The sequence below is a fragment of the Citrobacter amalonaticus genome, from assembly GCF_002918555.1.
Classification (GTDB): domain Bacteria; phylum Pseudomonadota; class Gammaproteobacteria; order Enterobacterales; family Enterobacteriaceae; genus Citrobacter_C; species Citrobacter_C amalonaticus_A.
Genome location: NZ_PQMB01000006.1, coordinates 86,617 through 108,386, shown reverse-complemented (window position 1 = coordinate 108,386; position 21,770 = coordinate 86,617). Strand labels below are relative to the sequence as shown.

20 protein-coding genes and 2 pseudogenes are annotated in these 21,770 nt (G+C 52.7%); 8 read left to right on the top strand and 14 right to left on the bottom strand.

All coding sequences use genetic code 11. The features are described from left to right. From pcaF to C3432_RS23160, 3 genes are read right to left on the bottom strand one after another with little or no spacing between them, the layout of a single operon-like run. Nucleotides 1–1,203, bottom strand: a complete 1,203-nt coding sequence (pcaF, locus tag C3432_RS23170; RefSeq protein ID WP_103779312.1) for a 3-oxoadipyl-CoA thiolase — start codon at nt 1,201–1,203, stop codon at nt 1–3. A gap of 9 nt (nt 1,204–1,212) precedes the next feature. Then, nucleotides 1,213–1,869: a 3-oxoacid CoA-transferase subunit B gene (locus C3432_RS23165; protein ID WP_103779310.1), complete on the bottom strand. Its 657-nt coding sequence runs from the start codon at nt 1,867–1,869 to the stop codon at nt 1,213–1,215. Nucleotides 1,870–1,879: 10 nt separating this feature from the next. Further along, complete coding sequence (locus tag C3432_RS23160; RefSeq protein ID WP_103779308.1) at nt 1,880–2,569, bottom strand: 3-oxoacid CoA-transferase subunit A; 690 nt, start codon at nt 2,567–2,569, stop codon at nt 1,880–1,882. Nucleotides 2,570–2,739: 170 nt separating this feature from the next. Here C3432_RS23160 and C3432_RS23155 point away from each other — a divergent pair, with 170 nt between their 5' ends. Next, nucleotides 2,740–3,546: an IclR family transcriptional regulator domain-containing protein gene (locus tag C3432_RS23155; RefSeq protein ID WP_103779578.1), complete on the top strand. Its 807-nt coding sequence runs from the start codon at nt 2,740–2,742 to the stop codon at nt 3,544–3,546. Here C3432_RS23155 and smrA read toward each other — a convergent pair. Then, nucleotides 3,543–4,106 (bottom strand): DNA endonuclease SmrA, encoded by a 564-nt coding sequence (gene smrA, locus C3432_RS23150; protein ID WP_103779306.1) that lies wholly within the window; start codon nt 4,104–4,106, stop codon nt 3,543–3,545. The two genes, C3432_RS23155 and smrA, sit on opposite strands and share 4 nt — an antisense overlap. 348 nt (nt 4,107–4,454) lie before the next feature. Then, a pseudogene (locus C3432_RS23145) lies at nt 4,455–4,829 on the bottom strand (LysR substrate-binding domain-containing protein); the annotation flags it as partial. Nucleotides 4,830–4,967: 138 nt separating this feature from the next. On the opposite strand from C3432_RS23145, the gene ogt reads away from it, so the two are divergent. Beyond that, complete coding sequence (ogt, locus tag C3432_RS23135) at nt 4,968–5,483, top strand: methylated-DNA--[protein]-cysteine S-methyltransferase (RefSeq protein WP_103779304.1); 516 nt, start codon at nt 4,968–4,970, stop codon at nt 5,481–5,483. Between the two features lie 194 nt (nt 5,484–5,677). Then, complete coding sequence (gene fnr / locus C3432_RS23130; RefSeq protein WP_146050883.1) at nt 5,678–6,430, top strand: fumarate/nitrate reduction transcriptional regulator Fnr; 753 nt, start codon at nt 5,678–5,680, stop codon at nt 6,428–6,430. Between the two features lie 116 nt (nt 6,431–6,546). On the opposite strand, the gene C3432_RS23125 is transcribed toward fnr, so the two are convergent. Beyond that, the gene (locus tag C3432_RS23125; protein WP_103779302.1) at nt 6,547–7,266 is read right to left on the bottom strand and encodes a YnfC family lipoprotein; all 720 of its coding nucleotides are present in this window, start codon (nt 7,264–7,266) and stop codon (nt 6,547–6,549) included. Between the two features lie 324 nt (nt 7,267–7,590). Between C3432_RS23125 and uspE the strand changes: the two genes are divergently transcribed. Further along, a complete protein-coding gene (uspE, locus tag C3432_RS23120) occupies nt 7,591–8,541 on the top strand; it encodes a universal stress protein UspE (RefSeq protein ID WP_103779300.1) in 951 nt (316 codons plus the stop codon). An 89-nt stretch (nt 8,542–8,630) separates the two neighbouring features. Here uspE and C3432_RS23115 read toward each other — a convergent pair whose 3' ends face one another. Next, on the bottom strand, nt 8,631–8,891 hold the full coding sequence (locus C3432_RS23115) for a DUF2534 family protein (protein WP_103779298.1): 261 nt from the start codon (nt 8,889–8,891) through the stop codon (nt 8,631–8,633). A 234-nt stretch (nt 8,892–9,125) separates the two neighbouring features. On the opposite strand from C3432_RS23115, the gene C3432_RS23110 reads away from it, so the two are divergent. After that, on the top strand, nt 9,126–10,151 hold the full coding sequence (locus C3432_RS23110) for a mechanosensitive ion channel family protein (protein WP_103779296.1): 1,026 nt from the start codon (nt 9,126–9,128) through the stop codon (nt 10,149–10,151). A gap of 35 nt (nt 10,152–10,186) precedes the next feature. Here the strand turns inward: C3432_RS23110 and C3432_RS23105 are convergent, their stop codons facing one another. The 3 genes from C3432_RS23105 to C3432_RS23095 form a co-directional block, all read right to left on the bottom strand. Continuing rightward, nucleotides 10,187–11,239, bottom strand: a complete 1,053-nt coding sequence (locus C3432_RS23105; RefSeq protein WP_103779294.1) for an NAD(P)-dependent alcohol dehydrogenase — start codon at nt 11,237–11,239, stop codon at nt 10,187–10,189. Nucleotides 11,240–11,286: 47 nt separating this feature from the next. Then, nucleotides 11,287–11,691, bottom strand: coding sequence for a cupin domain-containing protein (locus tag C3432_RS23100; protein WP_103779292.1), 405 nt, complete (start codon nt 11,689–11,691; stop codon nt 11,287–11,289). A 173-nt stretch (nt 11,692–11,864) separates the two neighbouring features. Then, nucleotides 11,865–12,248, bottom strand: coding sequence for a VOC family protein (locus C3432_RS23095; RefSeq protein WP_103779290.1), 384 nt, complete (start codon nt 12,246–12,248; stop codon nt 11,865–11,867). Nucleotides 12,249–12,358: 110 nt separating this feature from the next. Between C3432_RS23095 and C3432_RS23090 the strand changes: the two genes are divergently transcribed. Continuing rightward, nucleotides 12,359–13,129 carry a DeoR/GlpR family DNA-binding transcription regulator gene (locus C3432_RS23090; RefSeq protein ID WP_103779288.1) on the top strand — a complete coding sequence of 257 codons (771 nt, stop codon included), beginning with the start codon at nt 12,359–12,361 and terminating at the stop codon, nt 13,127–13,129. A 203-nt stretch (nt 13,130–13,332) separates the two neighbouring features. Here the strand turns inward: C3432_RS23090 and C3432_RS23085 are convergent, their stop codons facing one another. Further along, on the bottom strand, nt 13,333–14,946 hold the full coding sequence (locus tag C3432_RS23085; RefSeq protein ID WP_103779286.1) for a peptide ABC transporter substrate-binding protein: 1,614 nt from the start codon (nt 14,944–14,946) through the stop codon (nt 13,333–13,335). Nucleotides 14,947–15,130: 184 nt separating this feature from the next. On the opposite strand from C3432_RS23085, the gene mpaA reads away from it, so the two are divergent. Next, nucleotides 15,131–15,859: a murein tripeptide amidase MpaA gene (gene mpaA / locus C3432_RS23080; protein ID WP_103779284.1), complete on the top strand. Its 729-nt coding sequence runs from the start codon at nt 15,131–15,133 to the stop codon at nt 15,857–15,859. On the opposite strand, the gene ycjG is transcribed toward mpaA, so the two are convergent. Then, nucleotides 15,834–16,799, bottom strand: coding sequence for an L-Ala-D/L-Glu epimerase (gene ycjG / locus C3432_RS23075; protein ID WP_103779282.1), 966 nt, complete (start codon nt 16,797–16,799; stop codon nt 15,834–15,836). The genes mpaA and ycjG overlap by 26 nt on opposite strands. Before the next feature lie 121 nt (nt 16,800–16,920). On the opposite strand from ycjG, the gene tpx reads away from it, so the two are divergent. Beyond that, the gene (gene tpx / locus C3432_RS23070) at nt 16,921–17,427 is read left to right on the top strand and encodes a thiol peroxidase (RefSeq protein ID WP_103779280.1); all 507 of its coding nucleotides are present in this window, start codon (nt 16,921–16,923) and stop codon (nt 17,425–17,427) included. Nucleotides 17,428–17,557: 130 nt separating this feature from the next. Here tpx and tyrR read toward each other — a convergent pair whose 3' ends face one another. Together tyrR and C3432_RS23060 are read right to left on the bottom strand one after the other, a co-directional pair. Beyond that, the gene (gene tyrR / locus C3432_RS23065; protein ID WP_103779278.1) at nt 17,558–19,099 is read right to left on the bottom strand and encodes a transcriptional regulator TyrR; all 1,542 of its coding nucleotides are present in this window, start codon (nt 19,097–19,099) and stop codon (nt 17,558–17,560) included. A 194-nt stretch (nt 19,100–19,293) separates the two neighbouring features. After that, a pseudogene (locus C3432_RS23060) lies at nt 19,294–21,096 on the bottom strand (autotransporter outer membrane beta-barrel domain-containing protein); the annotation flags it as partial. Nucleotides 21,097–21,770 lie beyond the last annotated feature (674 nt).

The following is a 21,770-nucleotide window of genomic DNA, read 5'->3' as shown; positions in this document are numbered from 1 at the left end:
TTAAACTCTCTCGATAATCAGCGCAATCCCCTGCCCGACGCCAATGCACATCGTGCAAAGCCCATAACGCCCCCCGATCCGCTGTAGCTGATATGCCGCCGTCATTGCCAGACGTCCACCAGAAGCGCCAAGCGGATGCCCCAGAGCGATGGCCCCGCCATTGGGATTCACCTGTGGGGCATCGTCCGGCAGCCCCAGATCGCGCATCACCGCCAGCGCTTGTGCGGCAAACGCTTCATTCAGTTCGATAACGTCCATCTCTGCCAGAGTGAGTCCGGTCTGGGCCAGGACTTTACGAATCGCGGGCGCCGGGCCAAACCCCATGATCCGCGGTGCCACGCCAGCCGTTGCCACGCCGACAATACGCGCAAGTGGGTGCAAATCGTTTTGCGCCATCGCCCGTTCGCTGGCGAGTAGCAACGCACACGCCCCGTCATTCACGCCGGAAGCATTCCCGGCGGTCACCGTCCCCTCTGGCCGCACCACGCTTTTCAGTCGTGCCAGCGCCTCACTGGAGGTTGCCCGTGGGTGTTCATCCCGGGTAAACAGCAGAGGATCGCCCTTTCGTTGTGTGACGGATACGGGAGTCAGCTCAGCATTAAATACGCCGCGCTCCTGTGCCAGCAGGGTGCGCTGCTGGCTACGCAGGGCAAAAGCGTCCTGACTGGCGCGGCTGATACCGAACTCCTGCGCCACGTTTTCTGCCGTTTCCGGCATTGAATCCACGCCATAAAGCGCTTTCATTTGTGCATTAATAAAGCGCCAGCCAATGGTGGTATCTTCTATTTGCATACTGCGACTGTAGGGGCTTTCCGCTTTCCCCATGACAAACGGTGCGCGCGACATGCTCTCCACCCCACCCGCAATCATCAACTGTGTTTCGCCGCTTTTTATCGCCCTCGCCGCCACGCCGATGGCATCCAGACTGGATCCACACAGACGGTTGACGGTGCTGCCCGGTACGCATTCAGGCAGCCCTGCCAGCAACAGCGCCATACGCGCCACGTTGCGATTATCTTCTCCCGCCTGATTTGCGCAGCCGTAGATCACATCATCAATCAGCGCCGGATTAAGACCAGGGTTACGTGCAAGCAGCGCCTTCAGAGGGATCGCCGCCAGATCATCAGTACGGACACTTGCCAGCGCCCCGCCGAAACGACCAAATGGCGTACGTATCGCATCGCAGATAAATGCCTGATTCATCTTAGTTCCTTATGCGCTTTCCGCCAGTTGTTCAAAGCCAAGTGTGACAGGCGTTAAACGCTGCAACTCCTCGAATGACAGACCGTTGAAGATTTCCCGAACCACCGGGCTGCCGTTGAAAATGTCAATAACGGCCAGGTCGGTATAAATCCGGCTTACGCACCCCACACCGGTCAACGGATAGCTACAGCTTTCCACCAGCTTGCTCTGTCCGTCACGTGTCAGGTGATCCATCATCACAAAGACCTGGCGGGCGCCGATAGCCAGATCCATCGCCCCACCCACGGCCGGAATCGCATCCACCGCGCCGGTGCTCCAGTTCGCCAGATCGCCGGAGGCGGAAACCTGATAAGCACCCAGCACGCAGATATCCAGATGCCCGCCGCGCATCATGGCAAAGGAATCGCCGTGATGAAAAAAGCAGCCCCCCTGCAACAGCGTGACATACTCTTTACCGGCATTAATCAGCTCCGGATCTTCCTTGCCTTCAGCGGGCTTCGACCCCATCCCCAGCAGTCCGTTTTCACTGTGCAGAAAGATCTCCTTATCTGCGGGGAGGTAATTGGCTATACGCGTTGGTAAACCAATCCCCAGATTCACATATGCCCCTTCCGGGATGTCCCTGGCGACACGTTGCGCCATTTCATCACGCGATAATTTTTTCATCAGTGCTTCCTCAGGCGCTCAGGGCGGTGCGATTCAGATTTTCAAGGGAAAAGACACGCTGTACGAAAATGCCTGGCGTGATGATGTGTTCCGGATCCAGTTCACCCAGCGCGACCCGCTGGCTGACCTCCACTATTGTCGTTTTCGCCGCTGTGGCCATGATCGGACCAAAGTTACGCGCCGCTTTGCGGTACACCAGATTTCCCCAACGATCCGCCTGATGCGCTTTAATCAGGGCATAATCAGCGTGGATTGGGTATTCGAGCACGTAGTCACGCCCATCGATACGGCGGGTCTCTTTTCCCTCGGCCAACGGCGTACCAAAACCGGTTGGCGTAAAGATAGCCCCCAGTCCGGCCCCCGCCGCCTGGATGCGTGCCGCCAGGTTCCCCTGCGGCACCAGTTCCAGCTCAACTTCCCCACGGCGGTATAACCCGTCAAAAATCTGCGAATCCACCTGACGCGGGAAGGAACAAATCATCTTGCGCACCCGTTTTGCCTTCAGCAATGCGGCCAGACCGACCTCGCCATTACCGGCATTGTTATTGATAATGGTCAGGTCGCGGGCGCCCTGAGCAATCAGCGCATCAATCAGAAACGTGGGCTGTCCCGCCGTCCCGAATCCTCCAATCATAATGGTGGCGCCATCCGGGATCCCGGTAATGGCCTCTTCCAGCGAAGTGACGCTTTTATCAATCATCAGGTTGCTCCTTATTATGCGTATTTCGCACATTTATGCGTTGTTCGCACAAAATGTGACCCACATAACGGAGTCGATCAAGGGCGATAATCGAAATATGGTGCGATTATCGAACATCGTTTATATTTGTGTGCAGAATGTGATCTGTGACGAACAACGAGGTAAAAACAGTGGAAAAACATCCTGATGATCGACTCAACAACGAGGCCGATCCGTTTAAGGGCGATCCGAATTATATGGCCTCGCTGGCGCGCGGGCTGGAGGTGATACAGGCGTTTACACCTGCACGCCGGGTGATGTCGATATCGCAGATTAGCCAGAAAACCGGTATTCCGCGTGCGGCGGTGAGACGCTGTCTCTACACGCTGGGCAAACTGGGTTTTGTCTATGCCGAAGATGGGAAAAATTTTGAGCTTCGCCCACGGATCCTGGCGCTCGGTCACGCTTACCTGGCCTCTACGCCGCTGGCGCGCGCCACGCAGCCGGTGCTCAAACACCTTAGCGAAATGCTGAACGAATCATGTTCGATTGCCACCCTCGACGGCGACGACATTCTTTATATCGCCCGCGCCTCCAGCTCGCGCATTATGACTATCGATCTGGATATCGGTAGCCGCTTACCCGCATGGGCGACCTCAATGGGACGGGTATTGTTGAGTCATCTTTCCGACGAAAAGCTGAACGACCTGCTGGGTCGAATAACGATGATTCGTTTTACTTCCCAGACGGTCGATTCGATGTCAGCACTGCGGAGTGAACTGAAAAAGGTGCGTCAGCAGGGCTATGCACTTAACGATCAGGAGCTGGAGATAGGGCTGCGATCCCTTGCCGTACCGCTGATCAACGCGCAGGGACAGGTTCTGGCCGCACTCAACGTTGGCGTCCACGCCGGGCAGGTTTCTGCCGAAGAGCTGCGTACTCGTGTCCTGCCCGAACTGCAAAAAGCCGCGCAGGAATTATCGCTGCTCCTGCATTAACGACTGCGCTTGGCGTGGCGCTCCCAGTTTTCCAGCTTCGCCTGCGCCGTTTTACGTAATGCAACGTAACATGCCCCGCTGCCGCCGTGATGCGGTAGCGCCGTACAATACGCCTGCACATCGTCAAACTCGGTCAGCCAGCGTGCGACATAGCTGCGTACCACATTGGCATGTGACTTATCTTCCCGCCCTTTTCCATGAATAATAAGTACGTTACGTAAGCCATCCTGCTGCGCCTGCAGAATGAAGCTGAACACCATTTTGCGACACGACTCCACCGGCTGACGCAGAAGATTGAGGCTTGCCTGCTGGCTGTATTTTCCCGTGCGGAGTTTGTCGAGCACGCCCTGCTGCAACCCTTCCCGACGAAACTCCAGAGGCTGGTCAAGGGGAACAACATCAAGGAAGCCGGTCGTAAGAAAGTTATCAAGCTGGAGCGTATCCATACGCGGCTGCGTCCGCGGATTGCGAACCGGCTGCCAGTGTGTATCAACGTTGCGCTTCAGGGGCTGAACATCCTCCATGGCGTCAAGAAACAGCGATTTGTCGTCAAGATTCATGATTCATCCTCCAGCGCGTTAAGACGGCAGCTATGATAACCGCGCCCCCCGGCACCGACAACGGTTTACAGTTATTTCCAGTAATGGCTACTCAATACACATTCATGTAATAAATAGTTTGTATTTATTTTAACTGGAGTGAAATCGTATTTAATTGTCAGTTAACTACTCTGATTTAATTTATTTTTTTGTGAAATTAATCACTCAGCAAAACTGGTATATATTCTCTTCTCTTGTTATAAATTTGTTACCCGAAACGTGGATATAGTCCGGGAATAAATAATGGAATACTGCTGTGTGTACTGTAGGGTCTGGCGGATGTCGACAGGCTCTATTTTTTTATCTGCATCAGGATTGAATATGCCCACATTCCCGGCGAAATTGTGTCATCAACGGCGTCTGACGACTTTCATGGCGCTGAATAAGATAACAGGTTGCTTGCGGTAACCTCCCGTTCACCGGCAGCATCACCAGATGATGCGCCAGCAGCGGCTCGCTCCCTGCTCTCTGAGGAAGAATGCTCAGAAAATCACGCGTTGCAACCAGACTGATGCAGGCCGAAAAGGTTGCGCATACCACGCCGACAGGCGGTATTGGCGCGCGATCGTTAAGCTGTTCTTCCTGGTGCTGATAATAACTGCCCTGCTGCGGAGGTTCATTAATAGAGCGAGCGCCAATAGCGGGATGTCCGGTACGACAAAATATCGCAAAGGGCTTTTCCAGTCATTTCTTAAAGGTAAACCTGATAATACGTATTGCTTATCTTTCCAGGCGTCTGGCTGCTGATGTTAGTGGCGTGGTATCTTGTCGGTCTACCGATTGGTCCGGGAATTTATCCCCGCCTGAATGAAGAGTGAACGGATGCTGAGATTACTTGAAGATAAGATTGCGACACCTCTTGGGCCGCTATGGATAGTTTGCGATGAACAGTTTCATCTGCGCGCCGTTGAGTGGGAGCAACACAGTGACCGCATGGCGGAACTGCTGGATATTCACTACCGCCGCGAAGGATATGAACGCGTAAAGGCGAAGAATCCCGGCGGCCTGTGCGATAAGCTAAATGACTATTTCGCCGGTAATCTCAGCGTCATTGATACCCTGCCAACAGCAACCGCAGGCACGCCGTTTCAACGCGACGTGTGGCAGGTGCTACGCACCATCCCTAGTGGTCAGGTGATGCATTATGGTCAACTGGCTGAACAACTGGGACGTCCCGGCGCGGCGCGCGCCGTTGGTGCAGCGAATGGCTCCAACCCGATCAGTATTGTTGTTCCCTGCCATCGCGTTATTGGACGCAACGGCACAATGACCGGTTACGCCGGCGGTGTGCAGCGAAAAGAGTGGCTTTTACGCCACGAGGGCTATCTTCTGCTGTAGTGACCTGGCAATTTGTGCTTTCCTGCTCACACTTTTATGTAAAATGGCTGCAAAGAAAGCACTTATTTTCAAAGAGATATAAATATTTCACGCTCTGATGGGTGAATTATCCGCTATTGCGGTTAGCTCAGACTTACGTGCACACCAAAAAGATGTTAAAATTGACAAATATCAATTACGGCTTGAGCAGACCTATGATCCCGGAAAAGCGAATTATACGGCGCATTCAGTCTGGCGGTTGTGCTATCCATTGCCAGGATTGCAGCATTAGCCAGCTTTGCATCCCGTTCACTCTTAACGAGCATGAACTCGATCAGCTTGATAATATCATCGAGCGTAAAAAGCCTATCCAGAAAGGCCAGACACTGTTTAAAGCCGGCGATGAACTGAAGTCACTTTATGCTATTCGTTCCGGTACCATTAAGAGCTATACCATTACCGAACAGGGTGATGAGCAGATCACCGGCTTCCATTTAGCGGGCGATCTGGTGGGTTTTGATGCCATCGGGAGCGGTCATCACCCGAGCTTTGCGCAGGCGCTGGAAACATCGATGGTTTGTGAGATCCCATTCGAAACGCTGGACGACCTGTCCGGTAAGATGCCGAATCTGCGTCAGCAGATGATGCGTTTGATGAGCGGTGAAATCAAAGGCGACCAGGATATGATCCTGCTGCTTTCGAAGAAAAACGCGGAAGAGCGGCTGGCGGCGTTTATTTATAACCTGTCTCGTCGTTTTGCACAGCGCGGTTTTTCTCCACGCGAATTTCGCCTGACGATGACCCGTGGCGATATCGGCAACTACCTGGGCCTGACGGTTGAGACCATCAGCCGACTGCTGGGTCGTTTCCAGAAAAGCGGCATGCTGGCGGTGAAAGGTAAGTACATCACCATCGAAAACAGCGACGCGCTGGCAATTCTTGCTGGTCACACGCGTAACGTTGCATAATTTTTCCACAAGTAGTCAGTTACCCTTCTGTCAAATCGTTAAATTTTCAGATTTTCGATATGGCAGAAGGCTATTCCTTATCAACCTCAGCGTCGCCGCTTCAGTTGTTGAACATTTTACTCATAAAATGTCGCACGAATATCCATATGCAATGTGGCTGTGGTACCCTCATCAAGAAATTTGTACGTAATATCACAACGCTCAGGCGTCTTATTTTTATACTTGCACGACATTTCTGTCACACTTTCTCCCAACAAAGGGCCATCTGATCTTGCTGAATAATCCAGATATTTATTGACAGGATCGGAATAAGATATTTTCGTTTTATCGACAATGGCATCAGAGACAATAACGTCAATGACCATCTCTTTCCCGTCAGGATGATAGCGATAACGATAGCTCTTGTGCGGTTTTCCATTAATGACAGAAACGACAGTATTATTTTTATCATAGGAAAACGACGAGACAAGCTCACCGTTATCCATTTTCTTATTCAGGATAATGCAGTTTTTATCCGTTTCAAACGTCACCTTTTTGTTATCTTCCGTCCCCGCAATCCTGTTCCCTTCTCTCTTCAGACTTACTGCGCCAACGGGAGTGCCTTCCACATCCATGCTGGTCAGGCAGCCATGCGGATCGAGTTTTATCACTATCTCCTGGAAACTTTCGCCTGTTTCATCGCGGATGGAGAAATGCGCTTCCCGGACCTCGCCTTTTAATGGCTCAAAGTCATAAAGCGCAGCAAATAGTTTCATATTCGATTCAGAGTAATCATTTCCGCCAGAACATCCCGATAACCACGGTACGAAAAATAAAACGGACCAGCCAATTTTCATTTCTGACTCCTTGTCTTTTTGTGCATGAATCTATCAGCAGACGGATGCCAAAACAATCAACGTTAACAATAACGGGCAGATATGGACTCACCGTCACAATACCCGGTCCTCCCGTCTTCGACATGGGAAACAAAGCCACTCATAAAGCGGGGACAATGACAGACAGGTACCGCAGAAAATTGTATTGATTGAACAGGATATCGTCAAATAGCATAGATTTTCCTGATTTATTGATCTGGCAGGAGGTTCTGCCCTGTTTCAATCACCGTATATGGGTTACTCTTTTAATTACAAACTGCGGTGACAGTTGTAAGGAGACCCTGTATGGCTATGTATCAAAACATGCTGGTGGTTATCGATCCAAACCAGGACGACCAACCTGCTTTACGGCGTGCGGTGTATTTGCATCAACGGATTGGTGGCAAGATTAAAGCCTTTTTGCCGATCTATGACTTTTCCTACGAAATGACCACCCTGCTGTCACCCGACGAGCGTACGGCGATGCGCCAGGGTGTGATCAGTCAGCGGACGGCATGGATACGCGAGCAGGCGAAATACTATATCCAGGCGGGCGTGCCTGTTGATATCAAAGTGGTCTGGCACAACCGTCCCTTCGAAGCCATCATCCAGGAAGTGATCAGCGGTGGACACGATCTGGTGCTGAAAATGACGCATCAACACGATCGGCTGGAAGCAGTGATTTTCACCCCGACAGACTGGCATTTATTGCGTAAATGTCCAAGCCCGGTGTGGATGGTGAAAGACCAGCCGTGGCCGGAAGGCGGCAAAGCGCTGGTCGCGGTTAATCTCGCCAGCGAAGAGCCGTACCACAATGCGCTGAATGAAAAACTAGTCAAAGAGACCCTGCAACTGGCTGAGCAGGTTAACCATACCGAAGTCCATCTGGTTGGCGCCTACCCCGTTACCCCAATCAACATTGCCATTGAGCTGCCGGAATTCGACCCCAGCGTCTATAACGACGCCATTCGCGGTCAGCATCTGCTGGCGATGAAGGCGCTACGTCAGAAATTCAGCATCGATGAGAAAATGACTCACGTAGAGAAAGGCCTGCCGGAAGAAGTGATTCCGGATCTGGCAGAACATCTGCAGGCGGGTATCGTGGTGCTTGGTACCGTTGGCCGTACCGGACTTTCCGCCGCGTTCCTCGGCAACACTGCCGAGCAGGTGGTCGACCATCTGCGCTGTGACCTGCTGGTTATTAAGCCCGATCAGTATCAGACGCCAGTTGAACTGGACGACGACGAAGACGATTAACTGAGTGCAAGAGTGACTAAAAAGCCCCGCTAATTCGTAATGCCGATCGGTTAAGGATCGGCGTTATAACAAAGCGGGGTTTTTGTCATTCAGGACTTGTCGTCGCCACCAAGAAAGTAGATCCCCAGCGGAATCGCCAACAGGATAGTAAAGACCAGGCTGTAAACAAAAATCATCGAAGACTGAATGACATACATCGATGTCGTCCAGTCAGACAGTGGAATGTTGTACTGCTCAATGACGCCGCCAATCGTGGCTCGCGTCACTACCGATGCGGCAATGATAAATACGGTCAGCAGACCCAGCAGAAACTTCTTACCCTTCGCCGTCTTCAGCTTCCTCATGATCATGATATTGTCCTTACGCAGATGAAAGCCTCGTTACTTATCCATAACAATATCATGACAATAAGCCGCTGTCTGTTACAGAAATTGCGGCATAGCGGCTACATCACATACATCTGACTCAAACCAGAGCTAATTTTGCTATCCTTTGCTCCTTTTTATTAATGAACTGAATATTTCATCTGCATAAAATATCGCTGTCCCGTGGGAACCGACTATCAGGAGGAGCAGAAGACAGACATGATCGCTGAACTGTTTACCAAAAGTGCGTTTGATCTGGCCGTCATTGTAATCAGCGGCATCACGTTAGTCCTGATGGGCATTGTGTATCGCCGTACCAGTAAGAAAGGTTTTATATTTCACGCCGCGCAATTTCTGATTTATGCCATTATGATTAGCGTTGCGGGCGGCATCGCGAACAACCTTATCGACAGTTATGAGATAACCTTTATCACATCCGGGGTGATTGATTTTACCTGCACGTCCCTGATTGCACTTATTCTGACGGTGAAACTCTTTTTGCTGATTAACCAGTTTGAAAAAACGCAGATAGGGAAAGGCAGAGACGTGACCAGTGCCCGGATACTCTCTCGTATTATTAAGATCACCATTATTATTGCCATTGTCCTCCTCTATGGCGAACATTTTGGGATGAGCCTCTCTGGTCTTTTGACCTTCGGCGGCATCGGCGGTATTGCGGTGGGTATGGCGGGTAAAGATATCCTGAGCAATTTTTTCTCCGGGATCATGCTTTACTTTGATCGACCTTTTAGCATCGGCGACTGGATCCGCTCGCCAGACAGAAATATCGAAGGTACGGTTACCGAAATCGGCTGGCGTATCACCAAAATCAACACGTTTGATCATCGCCCTTTATATGTACCGAACTCAATCTTCTCCTCCATCAGCGTGGAAAATCCCGGCAGAATGAGTAACCGCCGTATTAATACGGTGATCGGGTTACGGTATGAGGATGCCGGTAAAATCGGCGCAGTCGTTGATGCAGTACGCCAGATGCTACAAACCCATGAGAAGATAGATCAGCAGCAGAAGCTGTTGGTCTATTTCAACGGTTTTGGCGATTCGTCGCTTAATATCATGGTCTACTGCTTCACCCGAACCACGGTATGGGAAGAGTGGCTCGCCGTCCAGCAAGAGGTCTATCTGAAGATTATTGATATCGTACAGGCACACGGCGCTGATTTTGCCTTCCCAAGCCAGACGTTATATATCGACAATCCTGCGTCGCAACCTCGCGCCCAGTAAAGCGGAAGACGCGGTACTCCGCGTCTTCTTCAACGTTATTTCAGCGAGGCAATATCAATAACAAAGCGATATTTCACGTCGCTTTTTAGCATCCGTTTCCAGGCGGTGTTGATCTCCTGAATATTGATCACCTCAACATCGGCCGTAATGCCATGCTTGCCGCAGAAGTCCATCATTTCCTGGGTTTCAGCAATACCGCCAATCACCGATCCCGCAACCGATTTGCGGCCTAAAATCAGCGGCGTACTGTTCAGGAAAGGATCCAGACTTCCCAGATAACCTACCAGCACCAGCGTGCCGCTCAGCGCCAGCGTAGGGATATACGGGTTCAGGTCATGAACGTAAGGCACCGTATCGATAATCAGATCGAATTGATTCGCGGCTGCTTTCATCTGAGCGTCATCTGTTGAAAGCACGACATGACCGACCCCCAGACGTCTGGCATCGGCTTCTTTGCCCGGAGAGCGCGTGAACAGCGTAACTTCTGCCCCCAGCGCTTTTGCAAGCTTGATCGCCATATGTCCCAGACCACCGAGTCCGACAACAGCAACTTTGCTGCCCTCGCCAACCTTCCAGTGGCGAAGCGGAGACCAGGTGGTAATTCCGGCACATAAAAGCGGTGCGGCGCCGCGTAAATCCATAGTTTCCGGCACCTTCACGACAAACTTTTCCGTGACCACAATCCTGTCAGAGTAGCCGCCGTAGGTCGGTAAGCCGTCATGACGATCGATATCGTTGTAAGTCAGGGTGCTCCCTTCTTCACAATATTGTTCAAGCCCCTGTTCACACGCGCTGCAGTGCTGGCAGGAGTCAACCATGCAACCCACGCCGACCCGATCGCCGACGCTGAACTTTGAAACTGATTTCCCGACATACGCCACGCGACCGATAATTTCGTGACCGGGCACCATGGGGTAAGTTGCGCCGCCCCAGTCATTAAAAGCGTTGTGAATATCCGAATGGCAAACGCCACTGAATAAAATATCAATAACCACATCATCTTCCCGCGGATCGCGGCGGACAAAACTGTGTGGAACCAGCGGCTCTTTTACCGCCAGCGCGGCGTAACCTTTCACATTCATAGCCATTCAACCCTCCTCAGGGATCATGTCTGCACGATGTCAATCAGCATAGCTCAAGGGAGCAAACGATAGTCATCGTCAGAAACGGGCTCCAGCCACTCGTTTGATGCGTCTTTTGCAGGGATCTCGACCGCAATATGGGATAACCAGCTATCATGTGCGGCGCCATGCCAGTGTTTCGTGCCAGGGGAAATATGCACGACATCCCCGGTTTTGAGTTCACGCGCAGGCTGATTCCACTCCTGATACCAACCTCTTCCGCCAGTCACCAGCAGAATCTGCCCGCCTTTATGATGAACATGCCAGAAGTTCCGACAGCCTGGCTCAAATGCCACATTGCCGATAACCACACCCTGCATGGAGAGCATCGTCAGATAACTGGTACCGGTAAAATATTTGGCATACGCTTCGTTTTTCTCTCCCCGTGGGAAGACACTGTTACCATCAAATTCACTCATTGCTCACACCAGGTAATTAGTTAGCCAGTGACAGTATAGTGAGTCAGAATTTGCCTGATTAGAGGGCAAAATGAAAACGGAGTTATGAGGGAGATTCATAAAAGTGTGGAAACCGTGATTGTAAAATAGTGCTCGCCCCAGACGGCATTGCATCGCCGGGGCTTTGCCTGCGCTTATCCCACAATCTCAATCAGATTGCCATCGGGATCTTTTATCACGGCCTCATAATAACCGTCTCCGGTGGTACGCGGCGCACCGACCAGAATTCCCTGCTCCTGAGCACGCTGAGCCAGCAAATCCACGTTTGCTCTGCTGCCAACGCAGAGCGCCAGATGCACCCAGCCGGTCGTATTATTATCTGCGCTCTGCCGGACAAGGCCGGGCTTGCTCATCAGTTCAATAGCAATCTCCTCCCCTATCCGGACAAAGTAAGATTCAAATCCGGGATTAGTCTTGCTGCAATATTTCTCATTGATTTCTGCATCAAAGAAATCAAGCCAGAAGCGCGCCTGCGTTTCCAGATCCTGTGTCCACAGGGCAATGTGGGCAATCTTCATCTTCAACCTCTTTATGTTTTACGCTTCCCGGTATCAGGACGTTGACAGGGACCGCCGTCATGCACGATCATGCTTTTTATTGCTCAGTGTTTGTTAATTCAGGAACTACAATGCTCGATTATGCAGCTTTTCCGGAACAGCGACAAGCGATCATTCGCCAGATCCTTCAGGAAAATGGGCGCGTTATCTGCGCCGAATTGGCCAGTCGTCTGAACGTTTCAGAACACACTATTCGCCGTGATTTACATGAGTTGAGTAAAGAGGGGATCTGTAAAAAGGTGTACGGTGGCGCAGTCATCATTCTGCCCGAAGCCGGGGACTATACTGTACGAAAAGGGACAAAAGCGGATAAAAAGAGCAGCATCGCGCAAAAATGCGCACGCCTGGTTAAGTCAGGTAGCTGCATTTTTATTGATACCGGAACAACGAATCTGGCAATGGCAGAGGCGCTGCCTGCGGAGCTGTCGCTGACGGTGGTGACTAACTCACCGGAAATCGCCGCGGTTCTGCTTAAAAAGCCGCTCTATGACGTTATTGTGCTTGGTGGACAGCTCCAGCGCTCCTCAGGCGGTTGCGTTGGCTTATCGGCCATTAGCCAGCTCCAGGGGATCCTCTTCGATCAGGGATTTATGGGAGGGTGTGCGATGGCGCCCGAATCCGGTCTGACGGGATTCGACTATAACGATTGTGAATTCAAAAGGGCGGTAATCAAACAGTGCAATGAAACTATCGTCGCACTCACGGCGGATAAAATTCCCGCCGTCGCCCGCTATGTCGTAGCCGAAAGCAGTGAGATTGACGTTATCGTGGTAGAAGACAATATCAGCAAAGAGTATTGCGAGGCTTTCCGCGAGCATGATATTCGCATCTACGCGGTATAAACGGCTGATACCCCAGCTGTCCGCCAGAAGCGACACATGCGCATGACGTGACGGATGAACAATGTAGAATCGGTAATCGTTGTGCCATCTCAGACACCAGAAAGGACAGGCAAAACGGCGAACGGCTGCGAAGGTCATTCGCCCACACCAGGAAGCGATAACGTGAGGTTTTGCTACCCCACGTCAGGAGCGCCGGCGGCTTATCAGTGCTTCAACAGATACATCGTCCGGCTGTACGCCACATCTTCCGGATTGCCGATCGGATAGCCCTTCAGCCACGGTTTGATCAAGCGGCCATTGGTGTACTGATAGATTGGCGCAACAGGTGCCTGCTCCATCAGGATCTTTTCGGCAGCGTTGTAATCAGCATTGCGCGCTTTTTCGGTATTCTCCATTGTCGCCTGCGTCAGCACCTTGTCATAAGCCGGATTATTAAAGCGAGAAATATTGCCGGAATGCGTTGAAGTTAACAGAGACAAAAAGGTTGACGGCTCGTTGTAATCCCCAATCCACGACGCGCGAATAACATCAAAATTTCCGGTGTTGCGGCTGTCGATATAGGTTTTCCATTCCTGATTTTGCAGTTTCACATCCACACCCAAATTTTTCTTCCACATGGATGCCACCGCGATAGCGATTTTCTGGTGGTTTTCAGACGTGTTGTACAGAAGCGTCAGCTTGAGCGGTTTTTGCGGGCCGTAGCCTGCGGCGCGCAGGAGCGTTTTGGCCTGCGCATTAAGCTCCTCCTGACTCATCTGCTCAAATGGCGATGGATCTGGGGTAAATCCGGCGGTCACATCCGGCGTAAAGCGCCACGCCGGTTTTTCCCCGGTGCCGAGCACTTTCTCTGCCATGATACGACGGTCAATGGTCATACTCAGCGCCAGACGCACGCGGGAATCTGCCGTCGGCCCTTTTTGCGTATTAAAGGCGTAGTAATAGGTACCTAACTGAAGCGGCGTATAGACCTGACCAGGAATATCCTTCAGCAGCTTCTGGTACATATTTTTCGGGAAAGATTCTGTGATATCAATGTCCCCCGCCAGATAGCGTTTGGTCGCCGCTGTCTCCTGATTAACAGGCAGGAAAGTCACTTTTTGCAGCACGGTTTTACCGTTATCCCAGTAATGGGTATTCGGAACCACCACCAGCTTTTCGTTAACGACGCGCTCTTGCAGCACATACGCGCCGTTACCGATCAGATTCCCCGGTCTGGTCCACTCTTTGCCACTCTCAACGTTCGCTTTCTGAACCGGATAGAAAGCAAAGTTAGCGGTGAGATTAGCAAACCACGGAAGCGGCTTATCCAGTTGAACTCTCAGGGTGCGCGCATCTACGGCGGTAACCCCCAGCGTATCCGGCGTCGTTTTGCCATCAATAATCGCCTGCGCATTGTGAATTCCCGCCAGCGCAGCAAACCAGGCAAATGGTGAAAGGGTCTTCGGATCCACCAGACGCTGCCAGCTGTAGACAAAATCCTGTGCCGTTACCGGCGAGCCATCAGCCCAGCGTGCTTTATCGCGCAGGGTAAACGTCCAGATCCGGTTATCGTTACTTTTCCAGCGGGTGGCGACACCAGGAATAATTTCACCTTTGTCGTTCTGGTTAACCAGCCCTTCAAACAGATCGCGGATAACCTGAATCTCAGGAAGGCCAACGGCCTTTGCCGGATCGAGCGAAGCAGGTTCATCCTTAATGTGACGAACCAGTTCCTGCTTCTCTGCCAGCACCGTTCCGCTGGGAACATCCGCAGCATAAGATAAAGAAATGCTGCTAACCAACAGCGCACAACAGGTGACTGAAACAGAGTGCTTCATTAGGTACCCTCGATCCGGCATATTAAGTGATGGCGTAATTATTTGTTTCGCCTTGAAGAAATGCAAATAACTTCCTGCAGAAAATTGATATTACCCCTGAAAAACGAAGCCGTTGAAAACGATTTGATTATCCAGCAAATTTGCACAACACTGCGAATAATAACGACTGCATTCAGAGACGATTATGACCGTTACCCGCCCCCGTGCCGAGCGCGGCGCATTTCCACCGGGAACCGAGCACTATGGACGTTCATTATTGGGAGCGCCGCTGATCTGGTTTCCGGCGCCCGCAGCCGATCGCGATAGCGGTTTGATTATCGCCGGAACCCATGGCGATGAAAATTCATCGGTAGTCACCCTTTCCTGCGCGCTAAGGACGCTGACCCCCACCTTACGCCGTCATCATGTGATCCTGTCGGTCAATCCCGACGGTAGCCAGCTGGGGCTACGGGCCAACGCCAATGGCGTTGATCTCAACCGTAATTTTCCGGCAGCAAACTGGAAGGCGGGTGAGACCGTCTATCGTTGGAACAGCGCGACGCCGGAGCGCGACGTGGTATTACTGACCGGCGAGCATTCCGCGTCGGAACCCGAAACCCAGGCATTGTGCCAGTTGATACACCGTATTCACCCGGAGTGGATCGTCTCATTTCACGATCCGCTGGCTTGCATTGAAGATCCCCGACGCAGCGAGTTGGGTTCGTGGCTGGCGCAGGCGTTTGCGCTTCCGCTGGTCACCAGCGTCGGTTATGAAACGCCCGGCTCGTTTGGTAGCTGGTGTGCGGATCTTAATTTGCACTGCATCACCGCCGAGTTTCCCCCCGTCTCCTCCGACGAAGCCAGTGAAAAATATCTGCTGGCAATGTCGAATCTCCTGCGCTGGCAGCCTAAAGATGGAGCTGGCCGGTCGTAAAGTGCAGCGCCGGTTCGACGTCCACAGCAAGCCAGGTGGGTCCGTCAAGATCGGCAAAGCTGACCTGCGGCGTGAGCGGCAGCGCCGCGCCGATGGCTCTTGAAGTACAAAGCATGCAGCCCAGCATCAGCTGGAAACCTTGCGCCCTGGCGTCGGTCGCCAGTGCCAGCGCTTCCGTCAGGCCACCGGTCTTATCAAGTTTGATATTAATCATCTCATAACGCCCATGCAGCGCCTTCAGACTCCCCCGCGTATGACAGCTTTCGTCAGCGCAAATGGGCAGCGGATGGATAAAATTTTCCAGCGCCGCGTCATCATGCGCGGGCAGCGGTTGCTCCAGCATAGCAACCCCCAGATCCGCCAGCAGCTGGCAGCGCGCTGCCAGCCCTTCCGAATGCCAGGATTCATTGGCATCCACAACGATCGTTGCTTGCGGCACTGCGGAGCGGATCGCCACCATACGTTCGCTGATCAGCCTGTCATCCAGCTTCACCTTCAGCAACGTTGCTCCATTTTCCCATAGCGCTGCCGCGCTGGCCGCCATCTGCTCCGGAGCGCCAATAACGACGGTTTGCGCGGTGGTCACCACCTCGTCCAGTGTTACGCCAACATATTCTGCCAGGGTTTGTTGCCCCTGACGGGCGCTCAAATCCCACAGAGCGCAATCAACAGCATTCCGCGCAGCCCCTGCAGGCAACAACTTTTGTAATTCTTCCCGACTCAGGCCCCGCGCCAGCTGGGATTCAATACTCATAATCTGCGCCAGTACCGAGGCATCGCTTTCACCATAGCGCGGGTAAGGCGTACACTCGCCGACCCCCTTCACCCCATTTTCCTCCAGCTCAACCACCACGACCTGCGCTTCACTGCGGCTTCCTCTGGCTATAACGAACGGCGTGTGCAACGGCCAGGCTTCCTCGTATACCTTCACAGATCTCATCTTGTTTCCTCATGTCGTAACGTGGTCGTTTGTGCCCTGGGCGGAAATAGCGTTTGCCGTGTTATCTGCTGTTGGCATAAACTAGCGATAACGTTAACTATATGTAAACAGGAAGATAACCATGTCACAAACCGTTCATTTCCAGGGCAACCCGGTTGCAGTCGCCAACTCCATCCCGCAGGCAGGTAGCAAAGCGCAGCCTTTCACCCTCGTGGCTAAAGATCTGTCTGACGTCGCGCTGAGCCAGTTTGCAGGCAAACGTAAAGTGCTGAACATTTTTCCGAGTATCGATACCGGCGTTTGCGCGGCATCGGTACGTAAGTTTAACCAACTGGCGACTGAAATCGACAACACCGTAGTTCTGTGTGTTTCTGCCGACCTGCCGTTCGCCCAGTCCCGGTTCTGCGGCGCAGAAGGCCTGAGCAACGTTATCACGTTGTCCACCCTGCGCAACGCTGAATTCCTGAAAAACTACGGCGTGGAAATCACTGAAGGTCCGCTGAAAGGTCTGGCGGCGCGCGCCGTTGTCGTTCTGGATGAAAACGACAACGTCATTTTCAGCCAGCTGGTGAACGAAATCACCAACGAACCCGACTACACTGCCGCGCTGGACGTGCTGAAAGCGTAATAGCCCCTTGCTGATGTGCCCGATGGCGCAAGCTTATCGGGCCTACAAAAAACGCATAATTTGCTGAAAAAACGGCGCTTTGCAGGCCGGATAAGTCGCAAGCGAACCATCCGGCAAAACAGCTGTGACGTTACTCTTCGCCCTTCTTCTGGCTCAGGCCATATTCACGCAGCTTATTGGCAATCGCGGTATGCGATACGCCGAGACGCTTAGCCAATTTACGCGTGCTGGGATAGCTACGATACAGTTGGCTCAACACTGAGCGCTCAAAGCGGCTGGTGATATCATCCAGCGAGCCTTCCATCGCATCTTCGCCTGGCGTCACCGTCGTCGCATCATAATCCGGCAGCAAAATGTCCTGCGGACGCAGTTCATACCCTTCCAGCTGGGTCAGCGCCCGATAAATAGCATTTTTTAACTGCCGTACGTTCCCCGGCCAGCCGTAGCGCGTTAGCACCGTACTCAGGTCGGCGGACAGTTTTGGCCGTGGCACCCCCTGCTCATCGGCAAAACGCGCCACGAACAGTTCGGTCAACGGCATGATGTCCTGCGGACAGTCGCGCAGCGGTGGCAAATTAAGCGTCAGTACGTTCAGACGATAGTAAAGATCCTCACGGAACAGCCCCTTTTGGACCAGCTCCACCAGGTTTTTCTGGGTCGCACAGATCACGCGCACATCGACGTGAACTTCATGATCTTCCCCGACGCGACGGAAGGTGCCGTCATTGAGGAAGCGCAGCAGCTTGGTCTGCATCCGTGGCGACATCTCACCAATTTCATCCAGCAGCACCGAGCCACCGTTAGCCTGTTCGAAAAAGCCTTTTTTACCTTCCGGCGCATGTCCGAACAGCTCACTCTCTACCGCATCCTCCGGAATGGAAGCGCAGTTCAGCGCCAGATACGGTTTCGTCGCGCGTGGGCTCGCCAGATGACAGGCATGAGCAAAGAGATCTTTCCCTGTCCCGGTATCGCCGATAATCAGCAATGGCGCACTCAAGGTCGCCAGCTTACGCGCCTGCTCAACCACGTGTTTCATCTTGCTGCTTTCGGCAATGATCTGGCTGAACGCGCTCAAATCCTGAGAGGTCAGATTTTGCAACTGGCGTCCCATACGAATGGTGGAGCGCAGCATCACCACTGCGCCGGTCAGCATCTGCTCGTCGTTTTCCCCCTGAAGATAGACCGGGGTGATTTCCATCAGAAAGTTTTGCCCGTTAATCACCACATGTTCGCTATGCGATGTTTGCGGATTGCTCTCCAGCCAGCGCTGGAAGTTAAAACCATTAATCAATTGCGCGGCGGTGTGGCTACGCATCCGTTCCGGATCCTGCGCAAATAACTGGCAGCTCGCCGGGTTCGCCATCTCAATCTTGCTCTTCATATCCAGCGAGAGAACCGGCTCCGGTAACGCTTCCAGCAGCGCGCTGAGCGCCAGGTGCTCGCGTTCAGACGGCATCCACGGCACGGTGCGGACATCTGTAACGCCATCGATACGGCGAATTTCCGCCATCAGGCTGCTGAAGGTATCGAACGCTATTTCGGCAAAATTAAGGTAAATTCGCCCGATGGGGTCTATCTCAATACCACGCAAATCAATGCTACGTAAAACAAGCAGATCGAGTAATTCGCGGGTCAGACCAATTCGGTCCTCACAAAACACATTCAGACGCATGGGGGATTCATCCTGTAAGCCAGTCACCTTAAAATAATAAGCCAGATATCGAGCGGCTGGAAGATGGCTGTCAAGAAATATTGACAGCTTGCGCAGAAATCATACGTCAGAGATGAAAATCTCCCGACCGGACGATCCGATCGGGAGATTCTGGTGCCAACACCCTTACATGATGTAAGGGCAAAAGGTGCGCCTTACCAGCTATAGCGGACGTTCAGGCTGCCGCTAAAATCGCTGTAATCGTGATTGCCTTTCTGTCCTGCGGCCTGTGCGGTGAGAGTCCACTGATTGTTGATATTCGCCTGAATACCCATTTTCAGTTCCCCACGATTTTCCGGCGTATCCATCTTCGCCTGCGAATCGTTGAACGACACAGTGACATCATCCGACGTGTACAGCCAGTTGGCTTCCATAAAAGGCTGGATCACGTTATCACCCCGGTGCAGTTTGCTGTCCATACGCAAACCTAAACGGCTCGTCCAGCTATCGCTGTTCTGGTCGTCGATACGTGAACCTCCCTGGTCTTTCAGGCTGTCGGCTTCGTACTTCTGCCACGTTATCTGCGCCTGCGGCGTCAGACTGATGGTATTGCCGGTTTCCAGCGCAATATCGTGACGATAGCCGGTTTCCAGCGAAACGGCGTGAGACGTTGAATCGTAGTTTGTAGAACCGACATTGCCATTCTGCACGCTGTTGTCATAGAAACCGTACTGATACCAGCTATCCACGTACAGACCGCTGTGGGTTTTCGTGTCGGCAAACCAGGTGGCGTAGACGCCGACGTTGTAGCCATCCACGTCGCCGGACGCCGAGAAACGACTGCCGTCCGCCCCGCGATTGCCGGTGCTGTCGGTATCGGCCTGCATATAGCTGCCCATCACCCCAACCTTCAGGCTCTGCACGCCGTTGCTCCACGCGGCAATGTCACCGCCCAACTGGATCTGCGAATAGTCGCTGTCGATATCGATCTTCCCGCCCATCGCCCCAGACTCTGTCGTACCGGCTTTAACCCGCGCCCAGACGCTACCATCTTCCGAGCGGAACTGGCTGCCCTCGCGATCGTACAGCGTCTGCATTTGCAGGTTACGCGCCATCCACTGGTTGGCAAGGTAAGCACCGATATCGGCGCGATACTGCGGCGTACCCGGATTATTCGGACCGTCCGGGTTATTCGGACCATTCGGATCGTTCGGGCCATTCGGGTTATTTGGGTCGTTGGGGTTATTGGGATCCGTTGCCAGAGAACGCAGATACCAGTTCTCGCCATCCTCATACAAGCGGTATTCATATAACCCAACCTGTACCTGATTACTCAGCGTAAAGCTGTTATCTGCTGAAGTACCGCTGACATCAACCACTTCAATGCCCTGGCTGGTCAGTGCGCCCGTGCCCCCGAGATTCGTCACACGCAGCATCGTGTTGCCCGAGACATTACCATTCACGACCAGCTTGTCGGTCGGTGAACTGTCATTGCCCAACTGTGCGTTGATGTAAAGGTTACCGTTATTGCCGACATAGTCACCGTTAATGGTCAGTTCGTTGCCCATCTGACCGGGTTCGCTGATAACGATATTACCTTTGTTATTAACATCGCTGTTAACCACGCCGTTACCGCCGAGGGTGGCGCCAGACTGCACGTTCACATCCCGCGTGTTGCCATTTGATGCGCCTATCATTGCGCTACCGCTCGCCAGCCAGAGCGTTCCTTCGTTAATATTGGTCTCGCCGCTGTAGGTGTTGGCCTGCGTCAAAATTAGCTTGCCGCGGCCCATTTTAGTCAGCGACTGGCCGTCCCAGTCGCTGTTGCCAGCGACGTCCTCCAGTACGGTGTCAAGCGTAAAGCTACCATCAGGATTGCTCAGGGTGAAGGTGCCGTGAGCAGACGGCGTGCCCGGGGCGGTGCGACGAGCGGCGCGAAGGACCGCTGGCTCGGTAGCCGCGTTGTCCCGATCGGCGTACCAGCTAAGCGATCCGGTCAGAACATACTGTGTGTTATCACCAGGCTTAGTCGTACCATCGATAGTGATAAAGTCTGTCGTTTTAGCATCAATACCGGCGATGGTCAGATTGCTGAAATCAGTGGTAATGGCGCTGTCTGAGTCAATCAGCGTGAAGGTTTCAGAAGCGACACTGCTCGCGCTACCCGAATCACCCGGGTTGGTCATATCTTCTATGTTGCTGATGCTGAAACCAGTGATATTGAGCGTACCGCCCAGAGTGGCGCTGCCGGTAGTCATAATCGGGGCGCTGGTATCAGCATTAGTCAGATCGACATTCAGGGTGGTGCTATCGCCCGTCAGTTTCAGGACGCCAATGTTTGAATCACCGGTGACGGTCCAGGTGGTGCCCCCCGCCAGGGTAACATTGGAATGACTGGCGTCAAATGCCCCCTTCAGGGTGCTGTTGGTAGCGGAAAAGTCCACACCTGTATATTCGACGCTTCCGCTATTCGCCTGCAGGATATACTGTGAGTTAACGGATACACCATCCAAACTGATAACTGATGTATCATGCGGCTCTGGCTGGCCTGGAGGAACAGTGCCAGAAAACGCAGTACCAGTACCGTTACCCTCAATGCTGCCGCCATTCATGGTAGTGTGGGAATCTGATGCAACTTCGACCCCTGTAGCCTTGCTATCATTAAGAGTAATAGTTGTATTTGTCAGAGTTA

Bases quoted from the DNA above. Each gene is read 5' to 3' on its own strand.
- C3432_RS23085 (WP_103779286.1), bottom strand. From the start codon at position 14,946: ATGAAGCACTCTGTTTCAGTCACCTGTTGTGCGCTGTTGGTTAGCAGC.
- uspE (WP_103779300.1), top strand. From the start codon at position 7,591: ATGGCTATGTATCAAAACATGCTGGTGGTTATCGATCCAAACCAGGAC.
- fnr (WP_146050883.1), top strand. From the start codon at position 5,678: ATGATCCCGGAAAAGCGAATTATACGGCGCATTCAGTCTGGCGGTTGT.
- C3432_RS23090 (WP_103779288.1), top strand. From the start codon at position 12,359: ATGCTCGATTATGCAGCTTTTCCGGAACAGCGACAAGCGATCATTCGC.
- C3432_RS23160 (WP_103779308.1), bottom strand. From the start codon at position 2,569: ATGATTGATAAAAGCGTCACTTCGCTGGAAGAGGCCATTACCGGGATC.
- C3432_RS23100 (WP_103779292.1), bottom strand. From the start codon at position 11,691: ATGAGTGAATTTGATGGTAACAGTGTCTTCCCACGGGGAGAGAAAAAC.
- pcaF (WP_103779312.1), bottom strand. From the start codon at position 1,203: ATGAATCAGGCATTTATCTGCGATGCGATACGTACGCCATTTGGTCGT.
- ogt (WP_103779304.1), top strand. From the start codon at position 4,968: ATGCTGAGATTACTTGAAGATAAGATTGCGACACCTCTTGGGCCGCTA.
- mpaA (WP_103779284.1), top strand. From the start codon at position 15,131: ATGACCGTTACCCGCCCCCGTGCCGAGCGCGGCGCATTTCCACCGGGA.
- C3432_RS23165 (WP_103779310.1), bottom strand. From the start codon at position 1,869: ATGAAAAAATTATCGCGTGATGAAATGGCGCAACGTGTCGCCAGGGAC.
- C3432_RS23125 (WP_103779302.1), bottom strand. From the start codon at position 7,266: ATGAAAATTGGCTGGTCCGTTTTATTTTTCGTACCGTGGTTATCGGGA.
- tyrR (WP_103779278.1), bottom strand. From the start codon at position 19,099: ATGCGTCTGAATGTGTTTTGTGAGGACCGAATTGGTCTGACCCGCGAA.
- ycjG (WP_103779282.1), bottom strand. From the start codon at position 16,799: ATGAGATCTGTGAAGGTATACGAGGAAGCCTGGCCGTTGCACACGCCG.
- C3432_RS23110 (WP_103779296.1), top strand. From the start codon at position 9,126: ATGATCGCTGAACTGTTTACCAAAAGTGCGTTTGATCTGGCCGTCATT.
- C3432_RS23115 (WP_103779298.1), bottom strand. From the start codon at position 8,891: ATGATCATGAGGAAGCTGAAGACGGCGAAGGGTAAGAAGTTTCTGCTG.
- C3432_RS23095 (WP_103779290.1), bottom strand. From the start codon at position 12,248: ATGAAGATTGCCCACATTGCCCTGTGGACACAGGATCTGGAAACGCAG.
- tpx (WP_103779280.1), top strand. From the start codon at position 16,921: ATGTCACAAACCGTTCATTTCCAGGGCAACCCGGTTGCAGTCGCCAAC.
- C3432_RS23105 (WP_103779294.1), bottom strand. From the start codon at position 11,239: ATGGCTATGAATGTGAAAGGTTACGCCGCGCTGGCGGTAAAAGAGCCG.
- smrA (WP_103779306.1), bottom strand. From the start codon at position 4,106: ATGAATCTTGACGACAAATCGCTGTTTCTTGACGCCATGGAGGATGTT.